The 23,910-nt window shown below is 73.9% G+C and carries 19 protein-coding genes; 3 read left to right on the forward strand and 16 right to left on the reverse strand.

What is annotated here, in order from left to right; genetic code table 11:
• Positions 1 to 70: 70 nt before the first annotated feature.
• From KK617_RS01365 to KK617_RS01375, 3 genes are all read right to left on the reverse strand, one after another.
• The gene (locus tag KK617_RS01365; protein ID WP_277497599.1) at positions 71 to 1,300 is read right to left on the reverse strand and encodes a sugar ABC transporter permease; all 1,230 of its coding nucleotides are present in this window, start codon (positions 1,298 to 1,300) and stop codon (positions 71 to 73) included.
• Positions 1,297 to 2,070 carry an ATP-binding cassette domain-containing protein gene (locus tag KK617_RS01370; RefSeq protein ID WP_277497688.1) on the reverse strand — a complete coding sequence of 258 codons (774 nt, stop codon included), beginning with the start codon at positions 2,068 to 2,070 and terminating at the stop codon, positions 1,297 to 1,299. The genes KK617_RS01365 and KK617_RS01370 overlap by 4 nt, the downstream gene beginning before the upstream one ends.
• A gap of 89 nt (positions 2,071 to 2,159) precedes the next feature.
• On the reverse strand, positions 2,160 to 3,236 hold the full coding sequence (locus KK617_RS01375; RefSeq protein WP_277497600.1) for a substrate-binding domain-containing protein: 1,077 nt from the start codon (positions 3,234 to 3,236) through the stop codon (positions 2,160 to 2,162).
• Between the two features lie 174 nt (positions 3,237 to 3,410).
• Here KK617_RS01375 and KK617_RS01380 point away from each other — a divergent pair, with 174 nt between their 5' ends.
• Positions 3,411 to 4,598 (forward strand): ROK family transcriptional regulator, encoded by a 1,188-nt coding sequence (locus KK617_RS01380; RefSeq protein WP_277497601.1) that lies wholly within the window; start codon positions 3,411 to 3,413, stop codon positions 4,596 to 4,598.
• Positions 4,599 to 4,622: 24 nt separating this feature from the next.
• Positions 4,623 to 5,039 carry a lipopolysaccharide assembly protein LapA domain-containing protein gene (locus tag KK617_RS01385; protein WP_277497602.1) on the forward strand — a complete coding sequence of 139 codons (417 nt, stop codon included), beginning with the start codon at positions 4,623 to 4,625 and terminating at the stop codon, positions 5,037 to 5,039.
• A gap of 39 nt (positions 5,040 to 5,078) precedes the next feature.
• Here KK617_RS01385 and guaA read toward each other — a convergent pair whose 3' ends face one another.
• The 12 genes from guaA to KK617_RS01445 all read right to left on the reverse strand — a co-directional run bounded on the left by guaA (position 5,079) and on the right by KK617_RS01445 (position 21,075).
• Positions 5,079 to 6,644: a glutamine-hydrolyzing GMP synthase gene (gene guaA, locus KK617_RS01390; protein WP_277497603.1), complete on the reverse strand. Its 1,566-nt coding sequence runs from the start codon at positions 6,642 to 6,644 to the stop codon at positions 5,079 to 5,081.
• Between the two features lie 308 nt (positions 6,645 to 6,952).
• Entirely contained in the window at positions 6,953 to 8,671 is a 1,719-nt protein-coding gene (locus tag KK617_RS01395) for a GMC family oxidoreductase (RefSeq protein ID WP_277497604.1), read from the reverse strand.
• Positions 8,668 to 10,284 carry a succinic semialdehyde dehydrogenase gene (locus tag KK617_RS01400; protein ID WP_277497605.1) on the reverse strand — a complete coding sequence of 539 codons (1,617 nt, stop codon included), beginning with the start codon at positions 10,282 to 10,284 and terminating at the stop codon, positions 8,668 to 8,670. Before KK617_RS01400 ends, KK617_RS01395 begins: the two co-directional genes overlap by 4 nt.
• A 120-nt stretch (positions 10,285 to 10,404) precedes the next feature.
• Entirely contained in the window at positions 10,405 to 12,147 is a 1,743-nt protein-coding gene (locus KK617_RS01405) for a glycerol-3-phosphate dehydrogenase/oxidase (RefSeq protein WP_277497606.1), read from the reverse strand.
• A 22-nt stretch (positions 12,148 to 12,169) separates the two neighbouring features.
• Entirely contained in the window at positions 12,170 to 12,970 is an 801-nt protein-coding gene (locus tag KK617_RS01410; protein WP_277497607.1) for a carbon-nitrogen hydrolase family protein, read from the reverse strand.
• A gap of 7 nt (positions 12,971 to 12,977) precedes the next feature.
• Positions 12,978 to 14,084, reverse strand: coding sequence for a GuaB3 family IMP dehydrogenase-related protein (locus KK617_RS01415; protein WP_277497608.1), 1,107 nt, complete (start codon positions 14,082 to 14,084; stop codon positions 12,978 to 12,980).
• 34 nt (positions 14,085 to 14,118) lie between these two features.
• Positions 14,119 to 15,621, reverse strand: coding sequence for an IMP dehydrogenase (gene guaB / locus KK617_RS01420; RefSeq protein WP_277497609.1), 1,503 nt, complete (start codon positions 15,619 to 15,621; stop codon positions 14,119 to 14,121).
• A 42-nt stretch (positions 15,622 to 15,663) separates the two neighbouring features.
• A complete protein-coding gene (locus KK617_RS01425) occupies positions 15,664 to 16,554 on the reverse strand; it encodes a GNAT family N-acetyltransferase (protein ID WP_277497610.1) in 891 nt (296 codons plus the stop codon).
• 117 nt (positions 16,555 to 16,671) lie between these two features.
• A complete protein-coding gene (gene groL / locus KK617_RS01430) occupies positions 16,672 to 18,291 on the reverse strand; it encodes a chaperonin GroEL (RefSeq protein ID WP_277497611.1) in 1,620 nt (539 codons plus the stop codon).
• A gap of 89 nt (positions 18,292 to 18,380) precedes the next feature.
• A complete protein-coding gene (gene groES, locus KK617_RS01435) occupies positions 18,381 to 18,677 on the reverse strand; it encodes a co-chaperone GroES (protein WP_028472534.1) in 297 nt (98 codons plus the stop codon).
• Positions 18,678 to 18,868: 191 nt separating this feature from the next.
• A complete protein-coding gene (locus KK617_RS01440; protein WP_277497612.1) occupies positions 18,869 to 20,017 on the reverse strand; it encodes a hypothetical protein in 1,149 nt (382 codons plus the stop codon).
• Positions 20,014 to 21,075, reverse strand: coding sequence for a hypothetical protein (locus tag KK617_RS01445; RefSeq protein ID WP_277497613.1), 1,062 nt, complete (start codon positions 21,073 to 21,075; stop codon positions 20,014 to 20,016). The genes KK617_RS01440 and KK617_RS01445 overlap by 4 nt, the downstream gene beginning before the upstream one ends.
• A gap of 112 nt (positions 21,076 to 21,187) precedes the next feature.
• Between KK617_RS01445 and KK617_RS01450 the strand changes: the two genes are divergently transcribed.
• A complete protein-coding gene (locus KK617_RS01450) occupies positions 21,188 to 22,375 on the forward strand; it encodes a methyltransferase domain-containing protein (RefSeq protein WP_277497614.1) in 1,188 nt (395 codons plus the stop codon).
• A gap of 20 nt (positions 22,376 to 22,395) precedes the next feature.
• Here KK617_RS01450 and KK617_RS01455 read toward each other — a convergent pair whose 3' ends face one another.
• Positions 22,396 to 23,910 carry an AMP-binding protein gene (locus KK617_RS01455; protein WP_277497615.1) on the reverse strand — a complete coding sequence of 505 codons (1,515 nt, stop codon included), beginning with the start codon at positions 23,908 to 23,910 and terminating at the stop codon, positions 22,396 to 22,398.

The raw sequence follows: 23,910 nt of genomic DNA on the forward strand, positions 1-23,910 counted from the left end.
GAATCGCCGCGTCGTGGAGGTGACGGCCCCGTCGGGCCGTTCGGCCGGGTGGGTGCCGGGTCGTGCCCGGCTAGCCGCGTCCGCTGGAGGAGCGGGCCCGCCGCGCCACCGAGTCGATGGCGACCGCGAGCAGCAGCACCGCGCCCGTGACCATGAAGCGCACCGACGAGTCGACGCCCACGATGTTGAGGCCCGACTGGATGGCCTGCAGCACGATGATGCCGAGAAGCGCCGCGTACGCCGACCCGCGGCCACCGAAGAGGCTCGTGCCGCCGATGACGGCGGCCGCGATGGCCGTCAGGTTCGTGTCCGTCGTGCCGGTCGCCTGGGAGACCGACGTCTGGAGCCCCGCCCCGAGCACGCCGCCGAGGGCGGCGAGCGTCGAGGTGAGCACGAAGACCGACACGTAGATGCGGGTGACCTTGACGCCCGAGCGGCGCGCCGCCTCCTCGTTGCCGCCCACCGCGAAGACGTGGCGCCCCCACCGCGTACGGCGCAGCGCCAGGTCCATGAGCACGACCAGGGCCACGAAGAGCAGGAACAGGTAGCTCCAGCCGCGGTCGATGCCCAGGTAGTAGGTCAGCCCCGCCAGGCCGGCTGCGAGCAGCGCGGCCTTGACCGCGAGGCCCACCACCGACGGCGCGGACAGCTCCGCGCGCTTGCGCTGGCGGATGGTCCACAGCCCGCCCAGCACGTACAGCGCGACGACCCCGGCGACCAGCGCGTACGCCGCCGCCCCCGTCAGGTGGCTGAACCGGGTGAACTCGATGAGCCCCGAGTCGCTGGGCAGGTTGATCGTGCCCTCGCTGCCCAGCAGGTAGAGCAGCACGCCCTGGAAGCCGAGGAGGCCACCGAGGGAGAACACGAAGCTCGGGATGCCGAGCTTCGTGAACAGCAGCGCGTAGACGAGGCCCACGAGGACGCCCACGCCGATGCCGGCGAGGAGGCCCACGAGCACCGACTGGCTCTCGCGCACGACGAGCACCGACATGACGGCGGCGCCCATGCCCGAGACCGAGCCGACGGACAGGTCGATCTCGCCGAGCAGCAGGACGAGCACGATGCCCAGCGCGATGATCCCGACCGGTGCGGCGTAGGTCAGGATGTTGACGAGCGAGAACGACGACAGGAAGCGCGGCTCGAGGCTGTAGAAGACCACGCAGATGATCGCGAGGCCGACCACGACCGGCAGGCTGCCGAGGTCGCCGCCGCGCAGGCGGCGCCACACGACGTCGACGGCCCCGGCGAGGCCCTTGCTGCGGACGAGCCGCTCGTCGGCGAGGTCGGCGGCGACCGTCATGACGTCCCTCCTGCGGGGTTCGGGGTGGCCGCGAGGTCGTCGCGACCGCTGCGGGCCTCGTCGCTCGCACCGGTGATGGCGGCGACGAGCTGCTCGATCGAGACGTCGCGGGCGTCGAAGCTCGCGGCGTTGCGACCGAGGCGGAGCACCTCGATGCGGTCGGCGACGGCGAGCACGTCGGACATGTTGTGGCTGACCAGGATCACGCCGAGGCCGGTCTCGCGCAGGCGCCGTACGAGGGCGAGCACCTCCGCGGTCTGGGCGACGCCGAGCGCGGCGGTGGGCTCGTCGAGCAGCACGATGCCGGGGTCGCCGACGAGGCTGCGCGCGATGGCGACCGTCTGGCGCTGCCCGCCGGACAGCGACGCGATCGGGATGCGCACCGACGGGATCTTCGCCGAGAGGCGGCGCAGCAGCCGCCACGCCTCCTGCTCCATGCCGACCTCGTCGAGCACGATGCCGCTCTGGCGGCGCTCGCGGCCCAGGAAGAGGTTGGCGACCACGTCGAGGTTGTCGCACAGCGCGAGGTCCTGGAAGACCGTCGCGATGCCGAGCCCCTGGGCGGCGCGCGGGCCGCTGATGCTCACGCGGCGTCCGTCGACCTCGATCTCGCCGCCGTCGGGCTGGTAGACGCCCGAGATGATCTTGACGAGGGTCGACTTGCCGGCGCCGTTGTCGCCGACGAGCGCGACGACCTCACCCGCGCCGACGCGGAAGTCGATGTCCGCCAGCGCCTGGACGGCGCCGAACCGCTTGCCGACCCCGCGCAGGGAGAGGGCGAGGCCCGAGCCGGCCGGGGTGTCCCGGCCGGCTCGGTCCGACGCGGCGGCGCCGCGTCCCTTGCTGGTGTCGATCGGGGTCACGAGGACAGCCCGGCTGCGGCGCAGGCGTCCGCGTAGTCCTCGGTGCAGATGTCCTCGACCGAGTAGAACTCGTCGGCGACGACGGTGTCGGCCACGTTCTCCGCGGTCACGACGATCGGGTCGAAGATGAAGGACGCGACGCCCTCGTAGTCCTCGGTCTCGCCCACGTCCTCGCCCTGGGCCAGGGCGACGGCGACCTCGGCGGCCTTCTCGGCCTCGATCTTGATGGGCTTGTAGATCGTCATGGCCTGCTCACCGGCGACGATGCGCTGGATCGCGGCCAGCTCGGCGTCCTGACCCGTGATGGGGGGCAGGGCCGCGGGGTCGACGCCCGCGCCGGTCAGCGCGGCGATGACGCCACCCGCCTGGCCGTCGTTGGCGGCGTACACGCCCGTGATCTCGCTGGCGTCGAAGCGCGCGAGCTGGTCGGACGTCCACTGCTGGGCGTTCGTGGGGCTCCAGTCGGGGTTGTCGTACTCCGCGAGGACCTCGAGGCCGCTGGCGTCGATCGCCTCGTGGGCGCCGGCCTTGAACTGCGCGGCGTTCGGGTCGCTCGGGGCACCGTTGAGCATGAGGATGCCGCCGGTGTCGCCGGTGGCCTCGATGAGGGCCTCGCCCTGCATGCGGCCGACCGTCTCGTTGTCGAAGGACAGGTAGTAGTCCGCGCCCTCGATGAAGCGGTCGTAGGCGATGACCTCGGCGCCCGCGTCCTGGGCGGTGCGGACCATGCCACCGGCGCCCGCGCCGTTGACCGGGTCGAGCACGATGACGTCGGCGTCCTGCGACAGGGCGGAGTCGACCTGCTGGGTCTGCTTCGCCTCGTCCTGGTCGGCGTTGAAGTAGATGACGTCGCAGTCGTCGCAGAGCTCGGCGACCTTGGCCTCGAACAGCGGCTTGTCGAACGCCTCGTAGCGCGTGGTGCTCGACTCGGGCAGCAGGAGCGCGATGGTGGACCCGCCGCCACCCTCCCCGCCGCCGGACTGGGCGTCGTTGGCACCGCACGCGGCGAGGGCGCCGGCACCGACGACGAGTGCGGCCGTGGAGACGACGACCCGGTGGAATCTGGTGGACATGCTTCTCTCCTCGATGACCGGGCAGCACGCGCTGCCGACGGGGGAACGAGTGGAGTGTTGTGCCTCACAGGCTTTGTCGTCAAGTGTTGAACGCAAATCGTTTCCGGCGTGTGAACGAGCGCGGTTTGTGGACATTGCTTGACGACTAGTGAGTAACCCGTCAGGGTGACGCCCGTGTCCACCGCCGACCTCCGCGGGCCCTCGCCGGGCTCCACGTCCACCCTGCGCACCGCCAACCAGCGCCGGGTGCTGGACGTGCTGCGCACGGCGGCCACCCCGGGGGACGAGCCGGTGCTGACGCAGGCCGACCTGGCCCGCACCACGGGGCTCGCCCCGGCGACCGTCTCCAACATCATCCGCGACCTCGGGGCCGTCGGCCTGGTGGTCACCGAGCCCGGCAGCGGGCGCCGCGGCACCGTCGTGCGGCTCGCGGCGTCGGCCGGGCTGGTGGCCGGCGTCGACTTCGGCCACAGCCACGTCGCGGTCGCGCTGGGTGACATGACCGGTCGCCTCGTGCGCGAGCGCCGCCAGCGCCTCCCCCCCACCCACCCGTACGGCGACGGGCTCGCCCTCGCGACCTCGCTCCTGGACGAGCTGCTGGCCGAGGAGGGCACCGACCGCTCGACGCTGCGCAGCGTGACCACCGGCCTGCCCGCGCCGATCAACCAGCGGGTGGTCGCCTCCGCGGCGATCCTGCCGGGGTGGGTCGGCGTCGACGCCCTCGCCGTCTGCGAGGCGGCGTTCGGCGTGCCCGTCTGCGTCGAGAACGACGCCAACCTCGGCGCGCTGGCCGAGCACCGCCTCGGCGTCGGCCGGGGCCGCGACAGCTCGGTCTTCGTGAAGATCTCCTCGGGCATCGGCGCGGGCATCGTGCTCGACAACCGGCTCTTCCACGGCAGCGGCGGCGCGGCCGGCGAGATCGGCCACCTGACGCTCGACGAGCGCGGGCCGGTCTGCCGCTGCGGCAGCCGTGGCTGCCTCGAGGCCTACGCGTCGGTGAGCGCGGTGCTCGCGATGATGGACGACCAGCTGCCTGGCGCGACCCTCGACGACGTCGTGACCGCGGCCCACACCGGCAACCTGTCGGCCCAGCGCTCGCTCGAGGACGCCGGCCGCCACCTCGGGTGGGGCCTGGCGAGCGTCGTCAACCTGCTCAACCCGGCCGTCATCGTCGTGGGGGGCGACATCGCCCGCGCCGGGGACCTGCTGCTGGAGTCGGTACGCCGCGAGCTGCGCCGCCACGTGCTCGACGCCGTCGCGACCACCCCCGTGGAGCTCAGCGAGCTCGAGGAGCGGGCCTCGCTCGTCGGTGCGGTGCTGCTCGCGGCCGAGAACACCGACCTGCTGCTGCCGCTGGAGTGACGCCGGGGTTGCTACGTTCGACGGATGACCTCCCCCACGAGCCCCACGGGCCCCGAGCCCGGCCGTCCGGCCCCTCCCCCGGGTCCCGCGCAGCAGACGACGCCGGGCACCGGGCCCGTCGCCCCCACGACGCCCGGCGCCGCCCCCGGTCAGCCGGGGCAGCCCGGTAGGCCCGCCAAGGACCCGACGCGCGGCTCGAAGGCCGGGGGCCTGTGGGCCGCGCTGGTCGCGTTCGGCGTGATCCTGGTGCTGCTGGTCGTCTTCATCGCCCAGAACACCGACACGACGACGGTGGAGTTCCTCGGCTTCGAGGGCGAGACGCCGCTGGCGGTCGCGCTGCTCGTCGCGACGGCGGCGGGCATCCTGCTGACCGCCCTCGTGGGCTCGCTGCGGATCGCCCAGCTCAAGCACCGCGCGCGCAAGGACGCCAAGCGCCGCTGACGCGCCCAGAGGGGCGGGGCCGCCGGGCGGCGGCCCCGCTCACTCCCACTCGATGGTGCCCGGCGGCTTGCTCGTCACGTCGAGCACCACGCGGTTGACCTCGGCCACCTCGTTGGTGATGCGGGTCGAGATGCGCTCCAGCACCTCGTATGGCAGGCGGCTCCAGTCGGCCGTCATGGCGTCCTCGCTGGAGACGGGGCGCAGCACGACCGGGTGGCCGTAGGTGCGCCCGTCGCCCTGCACCCCGACGGAGCGGACGTCGGCGAGCAGCACGACCGGGAACTGCCAGATCTCCGCGTCGAGGCCGGCGGCGGTCGTCTCCTGCCGCACGATCGCGTCTGCGGCGCGCAGGATCGCGAGGCGCTCCGCGTCGACCGCGCCGATGATGCGGATGGCCAGGCCGGGCCCCGGGAAGGGGTGCCGGGACACGATGGCCTCGGGGATGCCGAGCTGGCGCCCCACCTCGCGGACCTCGTCCTTGAACAGGGTGCGCAGCGGCTCGATGAGGGAGAACTCGAGGTCCTCGGGCAGGCCGCCCACGTTGTGGTGGCTCTTGATGTTGGAGGCGCCCGCTCCTCCGCCCGACTCCACGACGTCGGGGTAGAGCGTGCCCTGCACGAGGAACTTCACGGGCGCACCGGGCGTGGCCAGCACCTCCCGCTCCGCGGCCTCGAAGACGCGGATGAACTCGCGGCCGATGATCTTGCGCTTCGTCTCCGGATCGGTGACCCCGGCCAGGTGGCCGAGGAACTGCTCGCGCGCGTCGACGACCTTCAGGTCGACGCCCGTCGCGGCGACGTAGTCCTGCTCGACCTGCTCGGCCTCGCCCTCGCGCAGCAGGCCGTGGTCGACGAAGACGGCCGTCAGCTGGTCGCCGACCGCGCGCTGCACCAGGGCGGTGGAGACGGCGGAGTCGACACCCCCCGACAGCGCCGAGATGACGCGGGCGTCGCCGACCTCGGCCCGGATGCGCTCGACCTGCTCCTCGACGATGTTGACCATCGTCCACGTCTGGCGGCACCCGGCGATGTCGACGAGGAACCGCTCGAGCACCTCCTGGCCGTGCTCGGAGTGGAGCACCTCGGGATGCCACTGCACGCCCGCGAGCCGCCGCTCGGTGTCCTCGAACGCGGCGACCGGCGTGACGTCGGTGGAGGCCAGCACGGAGAACCCGTCGGGCGCCGCGGTGACGGAGTCGCCGTGCGACATCCACACGCGGTGCTCACCGGGCAGGTCGGCGAGCAGGGTGCCGGGCAGGCCGACGGTGACGGGGGTCCGCCCGTACTCCCGCGCGCCCGTCGGGGACACGGTCCCCCCGAGGCCCTGCGCCATGAGCTGGAACCCGTAGCACATGCCGAACACCGGGGTGCCGGCCGTGAGCAGGGTGTCGTCGATGCCGGGGGCACCGTCGGCGTACACCGACGACGGGCCGCCCGACAGGATGATCGCGGCGGGCCGCTTCGCGAGCATCTCGTCGACCGGCATGGTGTGCGGCACGATCTCGGAGTAGACCCGCGCCTCCCGCACCCGGCGGGCGATGAGCTGGGCGTACTGGGCGCCGAAGTCGACGACCAGGACGAGGTCGTGGTCGGGGGTGCCGGTCATCGGGTGCCTTTCGCGGGGGTACGGCGGGAGCCCGCCGCCGCGGCGCGGGCGCCCGCGAGTCTAGCGAGGCCCGGCCGCTCCCCCCGCCAACGCATCAGGGCCCGGCCGGGGAGGGAGGGTGGCCGGGCCCTGATGGTCCTGCGACTGCTGGACAGCGCTGGACGCGGGGCCCGGGCTGGGAGGGAGCAAACGTGCCGGACCCATCCTGTGCAACGAGCCCTCGGACCCCCGGTTACGGGAGGTGACGACAAACTTGCGACCGCCGTCACACCCCGTTCCGCGGCCCCGTCCGGGCCGGTCGCGAGGGGTCAGCTGACCCCGACGATCGGCAGCCGCAGCGCCGCCGGGGCGTGGGGCGGCACGGCCGGCTCGCGCGGCTCGACCGGGTCCACGCGCTCGTACGACGCGCCCAGCGGCGGCCGCGCGTCGGCCTCGCCCTTGTTGGGCCAGAACGCCATCGCCCGCTCCGCCTGGGCGGTGATCGTGAGCGAGGGGTTCACGCCGAGGTTGGCGGAGATCGCCGAGCCGTCGACCACGTGGAGGCCGGGGTGCCCGTACATCCGCTGGTAGGGGTCGACCACGCCCGACTCCGGGGAGTCGCCGATGGTGCAGCCGCCGATGAAGTGGGCCGTCAACGGCCGGTTGAACGGCTCGCCGATGGTGCCGCCCGGCGTGCCGTCGACCTGCTTGGCCATCTTGCGCGTCGCCTCGTTCGCGACCGGGATCCACGTCGGGTTCGGCGCGCCGTGGCCCTGCTTCGAGGACAGCCGCCAGCCGAACGGCGTACGCCGCGGGAAGGTCGTGATCGAGTTGTCGAGCGTCTGCATGACCAGCGCGATGACCGTGCGCTCCGACCAGTGCTTCATGTCGTAGAGGTCGAGGACGTGGCGGCGCTGCAGCCACAGCTCCTTGAGCCACGTCTGCCAGCGGGGACCCGGGCCGTCACCGTCGGTGAGGACGGTCTGGAGCAGCGCCATCGCGTTCGAGCCCTTGCCGTAGCGGACCGGCTCGATGTGGGTGTGCTCGTCGGGGTGCCAGGACGAGGTGATGGCCACGCCCTTGCTGTAGTCCGTCGACAGGTCGGGCGCCAGGGCGCCGAGGATCGACTCCGAGTTCGTGCGGGTCAGCATGCCGAGGCGGTCGGACACGTTCGGCAGGTCGCCCTTCACCTTGAGCCGGTGCAGGAGCTTCTGGGTGCCCAGCGCGGCGGCGGAGAAGATGACCTGCTCCGCGGTGAAGGAGCGCACGGCGGTGCGGCGCGACAGCTTCGCCTTCGTCCACCGCGCGTCCACGCGGTAGCCGCCGTCGGGCAGCGGCCGCACGCGGGTCACCGTGGTCAGCGGGTGCACCACCGCGCCCTTGCGCTCGGCGAGGTAGAGGTAGTTCTTGACGAGCGTGTTCTTCGCGTTGTGCCGGCAGCCGGTCATGCACTCCCCGCAGTTGCGGCACGTCGTGCGGCTCGGGCCCGCGCCCCCGAAGAACGGGTCGTCGACGTGCACCCCGCCCTGCTCCGCGCCGCCGTGCTCCGGCCCGCCGAAGAACACCCCGACCGGCGTCGGGTGGTAGGTGTCGCCGGCGCCCATCTCCTCGGCCACCTTGAGCATGACGTCGTCGCTCGCGGTGCGCACCGGGTTCTCGACCACGCCGAGCATGCGCTTGGCCTGGTCGTAGTAGGGCGCCAGCTCGGAGCGCCAGTCGGTGATGTGCGACCACGACGGGTCGCGGTAGAACGCGTCGAGCGGCTCGTAGAGCGTGTTGGCGTAGACCAGCGACCCGCCACCCACCCCCGCGCCGGCGAGGATCATGCAGTCCTTGATGAGGTCGATGCGCTGGATGCCGTAGCAGCCGGCCTCGGGCAGGAACAGGTACTTCTTCATGTCGAACGACGTCTCCGGGAAGTCGTCGTCCTCGAAGCGGGCGCCGGCCTCGAGCACGGCGACCTTGTAGCCCTTCTCTGTCAGGCGCAGGGCGCTGACCGAGCCGCCGAAGCCCGACCCGACGATGAGGACGTCGTAGTCGAAGCTCATGCCCGCCCCGTCTTCCGCAGCAGGCGCAGGCTGGTCGTCATGAGCTTGGCGTACGACTCGTCGGACAGGCCGAGCACCGGCGCGATGGGCAGGACGCGCTGCGTGGCGACCGACTGCGTCTCGGTGTAGCGCAGGATGCCCTCGGCGCCCTGGCGACGGCCCATGCCGGACTCGCGCATGCCGCCCATCGGCGCCTGCAGCGACGCGAACGTGGCCGCGAAGGCCTCGTTGATGTTGATCGTGCCGCACTTGACCCGGCGGGCCAGCGCCCGGGCGCGGTCGCCGTCGCGGCTGAAGATGGCACCGTTCAGCCCGTACTCCCCGTCGTTGGCCCGGGCCACGGCCTCGGACTCGTCGTTGAACCGGTAGAGCGAGACGACCGGGCCGAAGGTCTCCTGGCCGAAGCAGGACATCTCGGGCGTGACGTCCGCGAGGATGGTGGGCTCGTAGACGTAGGGGCCGAGGTCGGGCCGGGCGCGGCCGCCGGTGAGCACGGTCGCCCCGCGGGCCACCGCGTCCTCGACGTGGGCCACCACCGTGTCGAGCTGGCTCTGGTTGATGAGCGAGCCCATGTCGTTGCCCCAGTCGAGCGTGGCCCCCAGCGTCATCGCCTGGGTGCGGGCCACGAAGCGCTCGACGAACCGGTCGTAGACCTGGTCGGCGACGAACATCCGCTCGATGGAGACGCAGAGCTGGCCCGCGTTGGAGAACGCGGCGCGCACGGCGCCCTCGGCGGCCTTCTCCACGTCGGCGTCACGCAGCACGATCATCGGGTTCTTGCCGCCGAGCTCGAGCGAGCAGCCGATGAGGCGCTCCGCGGCCTGCGCGGCCACGCGCTTGCCGGTGGCCGTCGAGCCGGTGAAGCACACGTAGTCGGCCTGGTCGATGATCGCGGAGCCCACCACGGAGCCGGGGCCTGCGACGACCTGCCACAGGTCGGCGGGGAAGCCGGCCTCGTCGAGCAGCTGGGCCGCGAACAGGGCGCTCAGCGTCGTCTGCGAGTCGGGCTTGGCGACCACGGCGTTGCCGGCCGCGATGGCGGCGAGGCCGTCGCACAGCGCCATCGTGAACGGGTAGTTCCACGGCGAGATGACACCCACGACGCCCTTGGGCACCCGGTTGACCTCGACCCGCGTCAGCAGGGGGAAGACGCCCGGCACGCGGCGCGTGCGCACGTGGTCGCTGAGCGTGCGGCCGTAGTAGCGCGCCGTCAGCGCGATGTGCAGCGGCTCGTCGAACGCGTGCTTGCGGGCCTTGCCCGACTCCCACACGATCAGGTCGAGGATCTCGTCCTGGCGGTCGAGCACGATGTCGTGCAGGCGCAGCAGCAGCTCCTGGCGGTGGGCCAGGGACGTGCGGGCCCACGACTCCTGAGCGCGGCGGGCGCGCACGAAGGCCTCGCGCACGTCGGCGGGCGAGGACTGCGGAAGGTTCGCGAGCGGCGCGCCGCTGAGCGGGGTGCGGGTGACCACGGGGTCCGCACCGCCGGCGGTGAGCCGGGCGGTCAGGGAGGCGACGTGCTCCGGCTCGAGCGCGTAGGCCGCGGTGGGGTCGTGCTCGGGGTCACCGGGGCCCGTGACGAGGGGCCCGCCTGCCGGCGTGGAGTTGCTCATGTACCGAGAGTATGTGAGCGCGGTCTCCCGTTCTACCTCGTGGTAACAATTGGCCGGAGTTGACAACCCCCGGCGATCTGTCAAGCCCCCGCCGCTCCGTCCGGTGCGGGCCGGGATGCCTCAGACGAGGTCGGTCACGCTCACGCGGGCCTCGTCGGCCTCCTGGTCGGTCAGCATCTCCTGGCTGCGGCGCTCCGCGGCCACGCGCCGCAGGTAGTGGTCGACCTCCTCGTCGGCGCGCGCGGCGTCCCAGCCCAGCTCGGCCGCCACCAGCTCGGCGACCGCCCGGGCCGACTCGGTACCCCGGTGGGGCGTCTCGATCGAGATGCGGGTACGGCGGGCCAGCACGTCGTCGAGGTGGCGGGCACCCTCGTGGGTCACCGCGTGCACCACCTCGGCGCACAGGTAGTCGTCGGCGCCGGGCACGGGCTCGCCCAGCTCGGGTCGCGCGGCCACGAGGTCGAGCACCTCGTCGACGAGCCCGCCGTACCGGCCCAGGAGGTGGTCGATGCGCGCGACGTGCAGCCCCGAGCGGCGCGCGAGCAGCACGCGCTGGTTGGAGCGCGCCTCGAAGCCCTCCGCGCCCAGCAGGGGTACGCGGTCGGTGATCGAGGCCCGCACGGCGCCGCCCGCCGCGCTCAGCGAGGGGGTGGCCGCGTCGACGGCGTCCCTCGCCATCACCCGGTACGTCGTGAGCTTGCCGCCCGCGATCATCACCAGGCCCGGCACGGGGGTGACGACCGTGTGCTCGCGCGAGATCCGCGAGGTGGGCTCGGACTCCCCGCGCAGCAGCGGGCGCAGGCCGGCGTACACCCCGACGACGTCGGCGTGGTCGAGCGGCTCGCGCAGCAGGGTGTTGACGTGCGCCAGCACGTAGTCGATGTCGGCGCGCGAGGCCGCCGGGTGGGCCTTGTCGAGGTCCCAGGCGGTGTCGGTGGTGCCGATGATCCAGTGCCGGCCCCACGGGATGACGAAGAGGACGGACTTCTCGGTCTTCGTGATGAAGCCGGCCTCGGAGCGGATGCGGTCGCGGGGCACGACGAGGTGGATGCCCTTCGAGGCCTGCACGTGCATCGTGCCGCGCCCGCCGACCATCTCCTGGATCTCGTCGGTCCAGACCCCGGCGGCGTTCACCACGACGCGGGCGCGCACCTCGAGCTCGCGGCCGCTCTCGAGGTCGACCGCACGGACGCCGACGACCCGCTCGCCCTCGCGCAGGAACCCGACCACCTTGGTGCGGGTCGCGACGTGGGCACCGTGGCGGGCGGCGGTGCGGGCCAGGGTGGTGACGAGGCGGGCGTCGTCGACCTGGGCGTCGTGGTAGCGGATCGCGCCGGTCAGCTCCTCGGTGCGCAGGTCCGGGGCGATGCGCGCGACCTGCCGGCGGAACAGGTGGCGGTGGCGCGGCACCCCCATGTCGGAGGAGCCGAGGGCGGCCATGGCGTCGTACAGCACGAGGCCCGCGCCCACGTAGGGCCGCTCGTGGGTGCGGCGCAGCGGGTAGAGGAACGGGACGGGACGCACGAGGTGGGGCGCGAGGCGGGTGAGCAGCAGGCCCCGCTCCTCGAGCGCCTCGCGGACCAGCCCGAAGTCGAACATCTCGAGGTAGCGCAGCCCGCCGTGCACGAGCTTGCTGGAGCGGCTCGAGGTGCCCGAGCCCAGGTCGCGCTGCTCGACCAGCGCCGTCGTAAGGCCGCGGGTGACGGCGTCGAGGGCCGTGCCGGCGCCGACGACACCGCCGCCGACCACCAGCACGTCGAGCTCGCCGGCGCCGGCGGTCGCGCCGTCCCCGGAGGCGGTGAGAGCGGCGAGGGCGGCGTCGCGCGCCTCGGGACCGAGCGTTCCGGGACGCGTCGCAGTCATGGCCCCCACTGTGACAGAGGGCTCAGACCCGCCGTCGGCCGCCGAGGCCTGCGCGGTGGTCGGCGAGCATCGTGTGCCGGGCCCGGGTGCTCGCCACGACCGCGGGGTCGAGGTCGGCGACCGCCACGCCCTCCTCCGTGCCGAGCCGGGCGAGCGGGCGGCCCTCCGGGTCGTGGACGGCCGAGCCGCCGCTGAACTCGGAGCTGCCGCAGCGGCCCGTCAGACCGGCCATCACGACGTACGAGCCGTTCTCGACCGCCCGCGCCGCGTGGTGCAGGTCGCGACGGTGCTCGCCGCCGCGGAACCACGCCGCGGAGACGAGGTAGCCCAGCGCGCCGTCGGTCGCCGCCGCCCGCGCGTGCTCGGGGAAGCAGGCGTCGTAGCAGACCGCCAGCCCGAGCTCGTGGCCGTCGACCCGCACGGAGGCGCCGGCGTCGCCCGTGGTGAAGACCTGCTTCTCGTCGCCGTCGAGGTGCTGCTTGTCGTACGCCGCGACGACCTCGCCGTCGGGCCGCGCCAGCAGGAGCGACAGGGTGCGGGTCGCCCCGCGGTCGAGCGCGACCCCGACGAGCGCCGTCGTGCCGGTCTCCCGGCAGGCCTCGCGGACCGGGTCCAGCAGCGGGCCCGTCGCGTCGGCCGGGGTGGGCAGCGGGCCGGCGAGGACGGGCGCGTCGTACCCCACGAGGAAGGCCTCGGGGAGCACCACCACCCGGGCGCCCGCGTCACCGGCGCGGCGGACCAGCCGCGCCGCCGTCGCGACGTTGGCCGCGAGGTCGCCCGGGACCGCCGCGGCCTGCGCCGCGGCGACCCGCAGCGGTGTCACAGCAGCGTCACAGGACGACGACCTCGACCCGCTGGAACTCCTTGAGCTCCGTGTAGCCCGTCGTGGCCATCGCGCGGCGCAGGGCACCGACGAGGTTCATGGTGCCGTCGGCGACGCGGGAGGGACCGAAGAGGACCTCCTCGAGCGTGCCGACCGTCGGGAACTCGACGCGCTGGCCGCGGGGCAGCAGCGGGTGCCACGCCTCGGCGCCCCAGTGGAAGCCGCGGCCGGGCGCGTCGGAGGCCCGGGCGAAGGGCGACCCGACCATCACGGCGTCGGCGCCGCAGGCGATGGCCTTCGCCAGGTCGCCCGACGTGCCGATCGAGCCGTCGGCGATGACGTGCACGTAGCGCCCGCCCGACTCGTCGAGGTAGTCGCGGCGGGCCGCGGCGACGTCGGCGAGCGCCGACGCCATCGGCACCGCGAGACCGAGCACGGAACGCGTCGTGTGCGCCGCCCCGCCGCCGAAGCCCACGAGCACGCCCGCCGCGCCGGTGCGCATGAGGTGCAGCGCCGCCTGGTAGGTCGCGCAGCCGCCCACGATGACGGGCACGTCGAGCTCGTAGATGAACTCCTTGAGGTTGAGCGGCTCCGCCTGGCTGGAGACGTGCTCGGCGCTCACCGTGGTGCCGCGGATGACGAACATGTCGACGCCCGCGTCGACGACGGTGGCGGCGAACTCCTTGGTGCGCTGCGGCGAGAGGGAGCCGGCGACGGTGACGCCGGCGTCGCGCATCTGGTTGAGCCGCGCGGTGATGAGCTCGGCCCGCACCGGCTCGGCGTAGATCTCCTGCAGCCGGGCGGTCGCCGCCGTGCCCTGCAGGCCCGCGACCTCCTCGAGCAGCGGGGTGGGGTCGTCGTAGCGCGTCCACAGGCCCTCGAGGTCGAGCACGCCCAGGCCGCCGGCGCGGCCGAGCGCGATCGCGGTCTCGGGGCTCATCACCGAGTCCATCGGGGCGGCGACGACCGGGATCTCGAAGCGGTAGGCGTCGATCTGCCAGGCGACGCTGACCTCCTCCGGGTCGCGCGTGCGGCGGGACGGCACGATGGCGATGTCGTCGAAGGCGTAGGCCCGGCGAGCGCGCTTGGCGCGGCCGATCTCGATCTCGGTCACGGGCCCCAGCCTAGTTGCCGGGACCCCCGCGCCCTCAGCGGGCGTTGTAGTTCGGCGCCTCGGCGACCATCTGGATGTCGTGGGGGTGGCTCTCCTTGAGCGAGGCCGACGTGATGCGCACGAAGCGGCCCTTCTGCTGCAGCTCCGGCACGGTGCGGGCACCGATGTAGAACATCGACTGGCTCAGGCCGCCGATGAGCTGGTGCGCGACCGCCGCGAGCGGGCCGCGGTAGGCGACCTGGCCCTCGACGCCCTCGGGCACGATCTTGTCGTCGCTGGCGACCTCGGCCTGGAAGTAGCGGTCCTTGGAGTAGGACTTCTTGCCGCGGCTGCTCATGGCGGCCAGCGAGCCCATCCCCCGGTACGCCTTGTACTGCTTGCCGTTGACGAACACGAGCTCGCCCGGCGACTCCTCGCAGCCGGCGAGCAGCGAGCCGATCATCACGCTCTCCGCCCCCGCGACGATCGCCTTCGCGATGTCGCCGGACTGCTGCAGGCCGCCGTCGGCGATGACGGGCACGCCCGTCGGGCCGCAGGCCAGCGAGGCCTCGTGGACGGCGGTGATCTGCGGGACGCCGGCGCCGGTGACGACGCGGGTCGTGCAGATCGAGCCGGGGCCGAAGCCGACCTTGACCGCGTCGGCCCCGGCGTCGACGAACGCCTGGGCGCCCTCGCGGGTCGCGACGTTGCCGCCGATCACCTGCACGTGGCGGGTCGCGGGGTCGGCCTTGAGGCGCTGCACCATCTCCAGCAGCATCCGCACGTGGCCGTGGGCGGTGTCGGCGACGAGCACGTCGACGCCGGCCTCGATCAGGGTCGTGGCGCGCTCCCAGGCGTCGCCGAAGTAGCCGATCGCCGCCCCGACGAGCAGGCGGCCGTCCGCGTCGTACGACGCGTCGGGGAACTGCTCGGACTTCACGAAGTCCTTCACCGTGATGAGACCGGCGAGACGGCCGGCGTCGTCGACCAGCGGCAGGCGCTCGCGCTTGTGCTTGCGCAGCAGCGCCGTGGCGTCGTCGCGGCTGATGCCGACCGGACCCGTGATGAGCGGCATCGGCGTCATCATCTCGTCGACCTTCGTGGTCGCCCACTCCGCCACCGGTGTGAAGCGCAGGTCGCGGTTGGTGATGATGCCGAGCAGGCGGTCGTCGGCGTCGACGACCGGGAGCCCGGAGACGCGGTACTCCCCGCAGATGCGGTCGAGCTCCTCCAGCGTCGCGTCGGGCCCGATCGTGACGGGGTTGGAGATGATGCCCGTCTGGGTGCGCTTGACCAGGTCCACCTGGTAGGCCTGGTCGGTCACCGAGAGGTTGCGGTGGAGGATGCCGATGCCGCCCTGGCGGGCCATCGCGATCGCCATCCGCGACTCGGTCACCGTGTCCATCGCCGCCGAGACGAGCGGCGCCTTCAGCGAGATCTCCCGCGTCAGGCGCGACGTCGTGTCGATGTCGGCCGGGGCGAGGTCGGAGTACCCCGGCAGCAGGAGCACGTCGTCGTACGTGAGACCGAGGGCGGCGAACTTGTCGGGGATCTCCACCCCCGCATCGTACGCCGCGCGACGCCGCCGCCCGCGCCCCGGTCAGCGGGCGAGCGGCTTGAGCTGGTGCACCGGGATGCGCACCGTCAGGGTGTCCGCGGCCATCCGGATCCGGCCCCGCAGGCCGGCCGCCAGCACCATCGGGAGCACCGCCTGGTTGTCCGCGCGGGTGGCGACGAGGATCTCCTCGACCCCCTCCGCCGCGGCCAGCCGGGCGACGTCGACGAGCAGCCGCGTGCCGATCCCGCGTCGCTGCCAGGCCGGGTCGACCTCCAGGTCGACCTCGCGCAGACCGGACACGTCGCGCGGCGGGCGGATCTCGGCGTACCCCACGACCGCGCCGTCCACCTCCGCACGCACGGCGAGCCCCACGACGCCGTACGACGGGGTGGTCCCCCCACCGAGCCGGCGGCTGCCCGAGCCCAGCACGGTGGGCGCCCGGCCCAGGACGTCGGAGACCAGGTCGGCCATCGCCGCCCCGCGGGCGTGCTCGGTCGGGGTGAACGGCGCGCGCCGCCGGATCTGCACCGCGACGTCGCCGACCGTCAGCTCCATCAGGTCGCCGGCGGGGGCCGCCTCGCCGGGCACGTCGGCCTCGGCGTCGAAGAGCCGCGCGACCACCTCGGGGAAGCGGGCCGGGCGGGCGATGACGGCGCGCGCCGCCTGCACGTAGCGGGTGGGCTGGTCGACCAGCGCCGCCTCGGTGCAGGGGGTGCCGACCACGCCCGTGCCGCCGGCCGTCTCCAGGAGCCGTACGACGTGCCCCTCCGTCCACCCGTCGGGGGTGCGGACCACCAGCTCGTCCGTCACGCCCTCGGTGCCCGGGAAGACCTGGACCCCGAGGATGTTCACCCCCGCCGCGCCGCACTCCCGCGCGAGCGCGGCGAGCGCGCCCGGTCGGTCCGGCAGCGTCGCGCGCACCCTCCACAGCATGGGCCCGAGCGTGCCCGGCCCGTGTTGCGCGGCGGGCACCGCCGTGTTGCGGCAGTGCAACGGCCCCCGCCCCCCGGAGGGGACGAGGGCCGCGCGTGCTGCGGAGGGAGCCGGGGCTCAGTGCCCGTGGCCGTGGCCGTGACCGGCCGCGGCGGGCTCCTCTTCCTCGGGCTTGTCGACGACGAGGGTCTCGGTCGTCAGCAGCATGCCGGCGATCGAGGTCGCGTTGACGAGCGCCGAGCGGGTGACCTTGACCGGGTCGAGGACGCCCTGGGCGACGAGGTCGCCGTACTCGCCGGTGGCGGCGTTGTAGCCGTTGCCGACGCCGAGCTCGCGGACCTTGGAGACCACGACGTAGCCCTGCTCGCCACCGTTCTCGGCGATCCAGCGCAGCGGCTCGTCGGCGGCCTTGCGCACGATGCGCACGCCGACGGCCTCGTCACCGGTGAGGCCGAGGTCGCCGTCGAGGGCGGAGACGGCGTGGATGATCGCCGAGCCACCGCCGGCGACGATGCCCTCCTCGATCGCGGCGCGCGTCGCGGAGACGGCGTCCTCGATGCGGTGCTTCTTCTCCTTCAGCTCCACCTCGGTGGCGGCGCCGACCTTGATGACGCAGACGCCGCCGGCCAGCTTGGCCAGGCGCTCCTGCAGCTTCTCGCGGTCCCAGTCGGAGTCGGTGCTGTCGATCTCGGCCTTGATCTGGTTGACCCGGCCCTCGACGGCGGAGGAGTCACCGGCGCCGTCGACGATCGTCGTGTTGTCCTTCGTCACGACGACGCGGCGGGCCTGGCCGAGCACCTCGAGGCCGACCTGGTCGAGCTTGAGCCCGACCTCGGGGGCCACGACCTGGCCGCCGGTCAGCACCGCGATGTCCTGCATCATCGCCTTGCGGCGGTCGCCGAACGCGGGGCTCTTGACCGCGACGGCGTTGAACGTGCCGCGGATCTTGTTGACGACCAGCGTGGAGAGCGCCTCGCCCTCGACGTCCTCGGCGAGGATGAAGAGCGGCTTGCCGGCGGCGATGACCTTCTCCAGCAGCGGGAGCAGCTCGGAGACGGCCGAGATCTTCCCCTGGTGCAGCAGGATGTACGGGTCGTCGAGGACCGCCTCCATGCGCTCGGGGTCGGTCACGAAGTACTGGCTGATGTAGCCCTTGTCGAACTGCATGCCCTCCGTGAAGTCCAGCTCGGTGCCGAGCGTGTTGGACTCCTCGACGGTGATGACGCCGTCCTTGCCGACCTTGTCGAAGGCCTCGGCGAGCAGCTCGCCGATGTGGGCGTCGCGCGAGGAGATCGTGGCGACGGAGGCCATGTCCTCCTTGGACTCGACCTCGCGGGCCGAGGAGCGCAGGGCGTCGCCGACGGCCGCGGCCGCCAGGTCCATGCCGCGCTTGAGACCCATCGGGTTCGTGCCGGCGGCCACGGCGCGCAGGCCCTCGTGCACCATCGCCTGGGCGAGGACGGTCGCGGTCGTCGTGCCGTCACCGGCGACGTCGTTCGTCTTGGTCGCGACCTCCTTGGTGAGCTGCGCACCCAGGTTCTCGAACGGGTCGTCGAGCTCGATCTCACGGGCGACGGTCACGCCGTCGTTCGTGATCGTGGGGGCGCCCCACTTCTTGTCGAGGACGACGTAGCGGCCCTTCGGGCCGAGCGTCACCTTGACGGCGTTGGCGAGCGCGTCGACGCCGCGCTCGAGGGAGCGACGAGCGTTCTCGTCGAACTCCAGGATCTTGGGCATGGGCTCTCCTCAGACTGGGGGGTGGAACAGGTCGAGCCGTGCGCCCCGGAGCGCGCTCAGCGGCTCACGGGGCGCACGGCCCTAGGAGTTCAGGAGACGACGGCGAGGACGTCGCGGCCCGAGAGGATGAGGTACTCCTGGCCGGCGTACTTGACCTCGGTGCCGCCGTACTTGCTGTAGATGACCTTGTCGCCGACCGCGATGTCGAGCGGGATGCGCTCGTCGCCGTCCTCGTTCCAGCGACCCGGGCCCACCGCCAGGACCTCGCCCTCCTGGGGCTTCTCCTTGGCGGTGTCGGGGATGACGAGACCGGACGCCGTGGTCTGCTCGGCGTCGAGCGGCTTGACGACGATGCGGTCCTCGAGGGGCTTGATGTTGACCGACACGATGTCGACCTCCACTTTCCGTGCGGATCCGAAAGATCGGGAGGCGGGTGCCTCCCGTCAGGGCGTTGGTCGTCGCCGGTCCGGGCACGCCGTCGCGGGGGTCGCGCCGTTACGTCGACGATTGGCACACTCACCAGGAGAGTGCCAGCGCCGACGTTAGCACTCCACTCCGGTGAGTGCCAGGAGCAGGGTCAGGTCAGCGGGACGTCGCCCGCCCAGGTGAGGGTGAACGCGTCGGGCACGCCGGCGGGGTCCCCGGTGCGCACCTCGCGCACGGGCGTGCGGGCCGCGACGTCGAGCCGCACGGTCGTCGCGTCCTGCGGGACGTCGACCACGACGACGCCCACCGACGCCACGGGCTCCGTCGGGGGCCGGTAGGCCGCCGGCGCGACGGGCTCCTCCCCCGCGACGCCCACCCGGATGTCGGGGCGGGCCTCGTAGAGGCTCCACGACCGGCTCCCGATCGTCACCGACCGGTACCCGTCCTCGAGCTCCCCCGCGACGTACAGGTCGAGCGGCAGCACCGCCCACGTCCGTCCCGCGGGCGCCCACCCGAGCCCCGTGACGTACGGCTCCCGGTAGGCCGCGACGACCGACAGGTCACCGTCGAGCGGGTCGGTGGGCGTGCCGGGGAGCAGGAACGCGAAGTCGGTGCCCGTGCTGCCCGGCAGCACGGCCACCGGCGCGGTCCGCTCGTCGGAGCGGTCGTAGTCGTCGTACGCCGCGAAGCGGCCCGGGTCGCTCAGCTCCAGGCGTCCCCGCGCGACCTCGACGACCTGCTCCTCGCCGTCCCAGCCGACGGCCAGTCCCAGGTCCACCGTCCGGTCCGCGGGCACGGCGACGTGGAACCACGCGCCGTCGGGCTGTGACCGGGGCACGGCCGGCTCCCCCACCCGGAGCGGGTGCCGCTCGCCGTCGACGAGCAGGGTGAGCGTGGGGGACGGCGCCGTGTCGGGGGTGACGGTCACCGGCGCGCCCTGGTAGACGCCCAGCGCCGGTCGCTGCGTCCACTCCGTCCACTGCCAGCTCACCGGCAGCCACGTCCCGTCCTCGGGCGCCGGGACGCCGGGCTGCTCGGTGCCGGTGGCGTCGGGCAGCCGCGCGACCGTGTCCCCGATCCGCAGCACCGCCGCCCCGCCGGGCAGCTGCACCGCGACCTGGTCGGTCGCGGTGGGCACCTCGTCCTCCGCGTACGACGTCGGGTCGACCACCGCGCCGACCCGGGCCGGTGTGGGGCCCTCGCCGGTCGTGCGCACGAGCACGACCACCAGGACGGCGGCGACCAGGACCACGAGCGCCACGCCCACCAGCACTGCGCGCCGGCCCCGCAGGGCGCTCACGACCGGTCCTCCGCCGGCGGCGCGACGGCGGGTCCCACCGGCACCTCGACGTCGACGCGCAGGTCCGGCGGCGCCGCGAGCTCGCCCACCGACCCGACGTCGTAGGTCTGGCGCAGGCGCACCGCGACCTCGTCGGCGGACCGCGGACGCGTGCCGGGGTCGGCGAAGACGTAGGTGGCGCCGGTGAGGTCGGTGCCGGCGAACTGGTCCGTGGTGTCCTGGTAGCCCGGCCGGACGGCGAGCGGCGCCTCCCCGGCCAGCTCCACCTCGGAGGCCGTGATGCGGCCGACGACCCAGGCCCGCTCCGCGGACCCGTCGACCGGGCCGGCGTCGGTGGCGACCATGTGGGTGCTCAGCCCCACGAGCCACCACGTCTCCCCCGGGTCCGCCCAGCCGGTCTCGGCGGTCCACGGCGTCGTGCGCACGGTGCCGAGGGTGCAGAGCAGCGCGCCGTCGCCGAGCGTCGCCGGGGGCAGCACGTCGAGGTCCGGGCAGGGCTGCGGGAACCACGCGGCCGGGGCGTCGTCGTACAGCAGCGCCGCGTCACCCGCCTCGACCCGGCCCGTCCAGGGGTCGAGCACCTGGGTCACGCCGTCGGCGGTGACGTCGAGCCGCACGCCCGCCACGTCGAGGTCGCCCGGGACGCCGACGACCGCCGCACCACCCTCGACCAGGTCGGGGAACCGGCCCGTGCCGTCCGGCTCGAGGGAGTCGGCCGCGAGCACCACGCTCTCCTCGCCGTCGGCGCGCAGCACGAGCTCGAGCGGGGGCGGCGGCCCGGTCAGGGAGACCTCGTCCGGGCCGCGCAGCCGCCAGCTGACCGCGACGAACGAGCCGTCGCCGTCGGTGTCCTGCAGCGGCTCGTCGAGCACCGACGTCATCCGCACCTCCAGGGTGCCGTTCGGGACCCGCACCTCGCTGCTGACGCCGTCGACCCACGCGGGCTCGACGGGCTGCACCCGCCCCACGCCCTCGTCCGCGCCGCACCCGGCGAGTACCGCGGCGAGCACCAGCGCCGCACCCGTCGTCCGCGCCCCGTCCCGCACCACGTCCCGCACCCCGCACCGGCCTCTCGGTCCTGCTCCCCCGCCCGCAGCGCCGTGCCGCGACCGGCCGGGGGTGTGCCCCGTCACCCGGCCCGCGAAACGGCGCCTGGGAGGATGGCTGGTCGTGGACCTCGCGACGTTCTCCTGGCTGCTGACGCCCGACGGCCGCACGCTGCTGGAGGTGGCGGGGCGGGCCTGGGCCGACGCCGACGGCGACCCGGTGCGTGCGGCGGCCGCGGTCCGCCGTACCGAGCCCGACCCGGAGCGCTCCGCGGCCGCCCTGACGCAGGTGGGCCTGCGGGTGCGGGGCGTGGCGAAGTTCGGCGAGGACGCGCTGCGGATGTTCTTCACCCCCGACGGGCTCGAGCAGGCCACGCGCCGCCGGGTGGGCGACCACCGGGCCGCGCGGCTGGCCGCCGCGCAGGTGCCGTCGGTGGTCGACCTGGGCTGCGGCATCGGCGGCGACCTCACCGCGCTGGCCCGGGCGGGTCTCGTGGCGGCGGGCGTCGACCTGGACCCGGTGCGCGTCGCGGTCGCCGCGGCCAACCTCGACGCCCTCGGCCTCGACGGGGCGACCACCGTCGCCGACGTCACGAGCCTGCCGCTCGACGGCTTCGGGGTCGCGCTCCTCGACCCGGCCCGGCGCGACGGGCGCGGCCGGGTCTTCGACGCCGAGGGGTGGACGCCGTCGTGGGCGTTCACCACGCGCCTCCTGACGACGCGGCCGACGGTCGCGAAGCTGGCGCCGGGGCTGCCCCACGACCTCGTGCCGGACGACGTCGAGGCGGAGTGGGTGAGCGACCGGGGCGAGGTGAAGGAGGCCGTGCTCTGGTCGCCGCACCTGGCCGTCTCGCGCCGACGCGCCACGGTGCTGCGCGACGGGGGCCTGGCGAGCATGACGGAGGAGGACGACCCGTACGCCGGGGCTCCCCGCCCGGTGCGGGCGGTCGGCCGCTACCTCCACGAGCCCGACGGCGCCGTCATCCGGGCGGGGCTCGTGACGGCGGTGGCGGGCGTCGTCGGGGGCGGGCTCCTCGACGAGCGGATCGCCTACGTCACCACCGACGAGGCGGTGCGCTCGCCGTTCGCCACGGCGTACGAGGTGCTCGAGGAGATCCCCTACCGCGAGAAGGCGCTGCGCGCCGCCCTGCGCGAGCGGGGCGTCGGCCGCCTCACCATCAAGAAGCGCGGCGTCGACGTCGTGCCCGAGCAGCTGCGCAAGCGGCTGGCGCTGCGGGGCGACGCCGAGGCGACCCTCGTCATGACCCGCGTGGCCGGGGAGGGCACCGCACTGCTGGTCCGCCCCCTCTGACGCCTCCCCCGGTCCTCGGCCTAGCGCGCGGCCGCCCGCTCGGCGAGCCGTCGGCGCACCTCCCGCTTGAGCACCTTGTGGGTCGGGCCCAGCGGCAGGTCGTCGACGAGCACGACGCGGCGCGGGTACTTGTGGCGCCCCAGCCGCTCCCGTGCCCACTCCACGAGCGCGTCGGCGTCGACCGCCCCGGGAGCGGTCGGCACCACGACAGCGACGACCTCCTCGCCCACCTGCTCGTCGGGCACACCGACGACGGCGACCTGCGCGACCCCGTCGTGGCGGGCCAGCACCTCCTCGACCTCGCGGGGGTACACGTTGAACCCGCTGCGGATGACGAGGTCCTTCGTGCGGTCGACGATGGAGACGAAGCCCTCCGCGTCCTTGACCCCCACGTCGCCGGTGCGGAACCAGCCGTCCACGACGGCGCCCGCGGTCGCGGCCGGGTCGTCGAGGTAGCCGGCGAACACGTTGTGGCCGCGGACGACGACCTCGCCCCGCTCCCCCGGCGGCAGCAGCACGATGCGCTCCGTCGTCTCCACGTCGGCGACCTCGACGTCGACGCCCCAGATCGCGTGGCCCACGGTGCCGGGCCGCGCCCCGAACGCGCGCTGGTTCACCGTGGCCGACGGTGAGGTCTCCGAGAGGCCGTAGCCCTCGTAGATCGACGTGGCGAAGGTGGCCTCGAACTGCTCGAGCACGGCCACGGGCAGCGAGGCGCCGCCGGAGACGCAGTCCCGCAGCCGGGGCAGCTCGGGGGCGTCCCGCGCGGCCGCGAGCAGCTGGATGAACATCGTCGGCACCCCGAAGAACAGGGTGGCCCGGTGCCGCACCATCGTCGCGAGCGCCTCGGCCGGGTCGAAGCGCGGCTGCAGCACGAGGGTCGCCCCCACGCGGAACGTGGTGTTGAGCGAGACCGACTGGCCGAACGTGTGGAAGAGCGGCAGGGAGCCCATGACGACGTCGTCGGAGCGCACCGGGTTCGCGTCGAACGCGTTGACGGTCGCGTTGAGCACGAGGTTGAGGTGCGTGAGGACGGCGCCCTTGGGCCGCCCCGTCGTACCGCTCGTGTAGAAGACGACGGCCGTGTCGTCGGGCGCGCGGGTGGCGTAGGTCGGGAGCGCCCGCGCCCCGTCGGCGAACCCCGACAGCGGGTGCGCCGGCACGCCCGCCGCCGCGGCCGCCGCCCGCGCCACGCCGGTGAGCGCCTCGTGGTGCACGAGGAGGCGGGCCCCCGAGTGCCGCACCAGGTGGGTCGCCTCCTCCGCCTGCAGGAGGGTCGGCACCGGCACGACGACGGCGCCCGCGGCGAGGATGCCGTAGTAGGCGACCACGAACTCGGTCACGTTGGGCGCCAGGAGGGCCACCCTGTCCCCGGGCGCGACGCCACGGGCGTAGAGCGCCCCCGCGAAGGTCCGGGCGTCGCGCCAGAGCTCCTCGTACGTCGTGCGGCGCTCGCCCTCGACCACGGCGACGTGGCGGGGCCGGCGCCGGGCGGGCTCGGCGAGCACCGCGGCCAGGGACAGGGTGGAGGTCAT

Origin of the sequence: Nocardioides sp. ChNu-99 (assembly GCF_029493445.1) — a bacterium.
In the GTDB taxonomy this organism is placed as follows: domain Bacteria; phylum Actinomycetota; class Actinomycetes; order Propionibacteriales; family Nocardioidaceae; genus Nocardioides.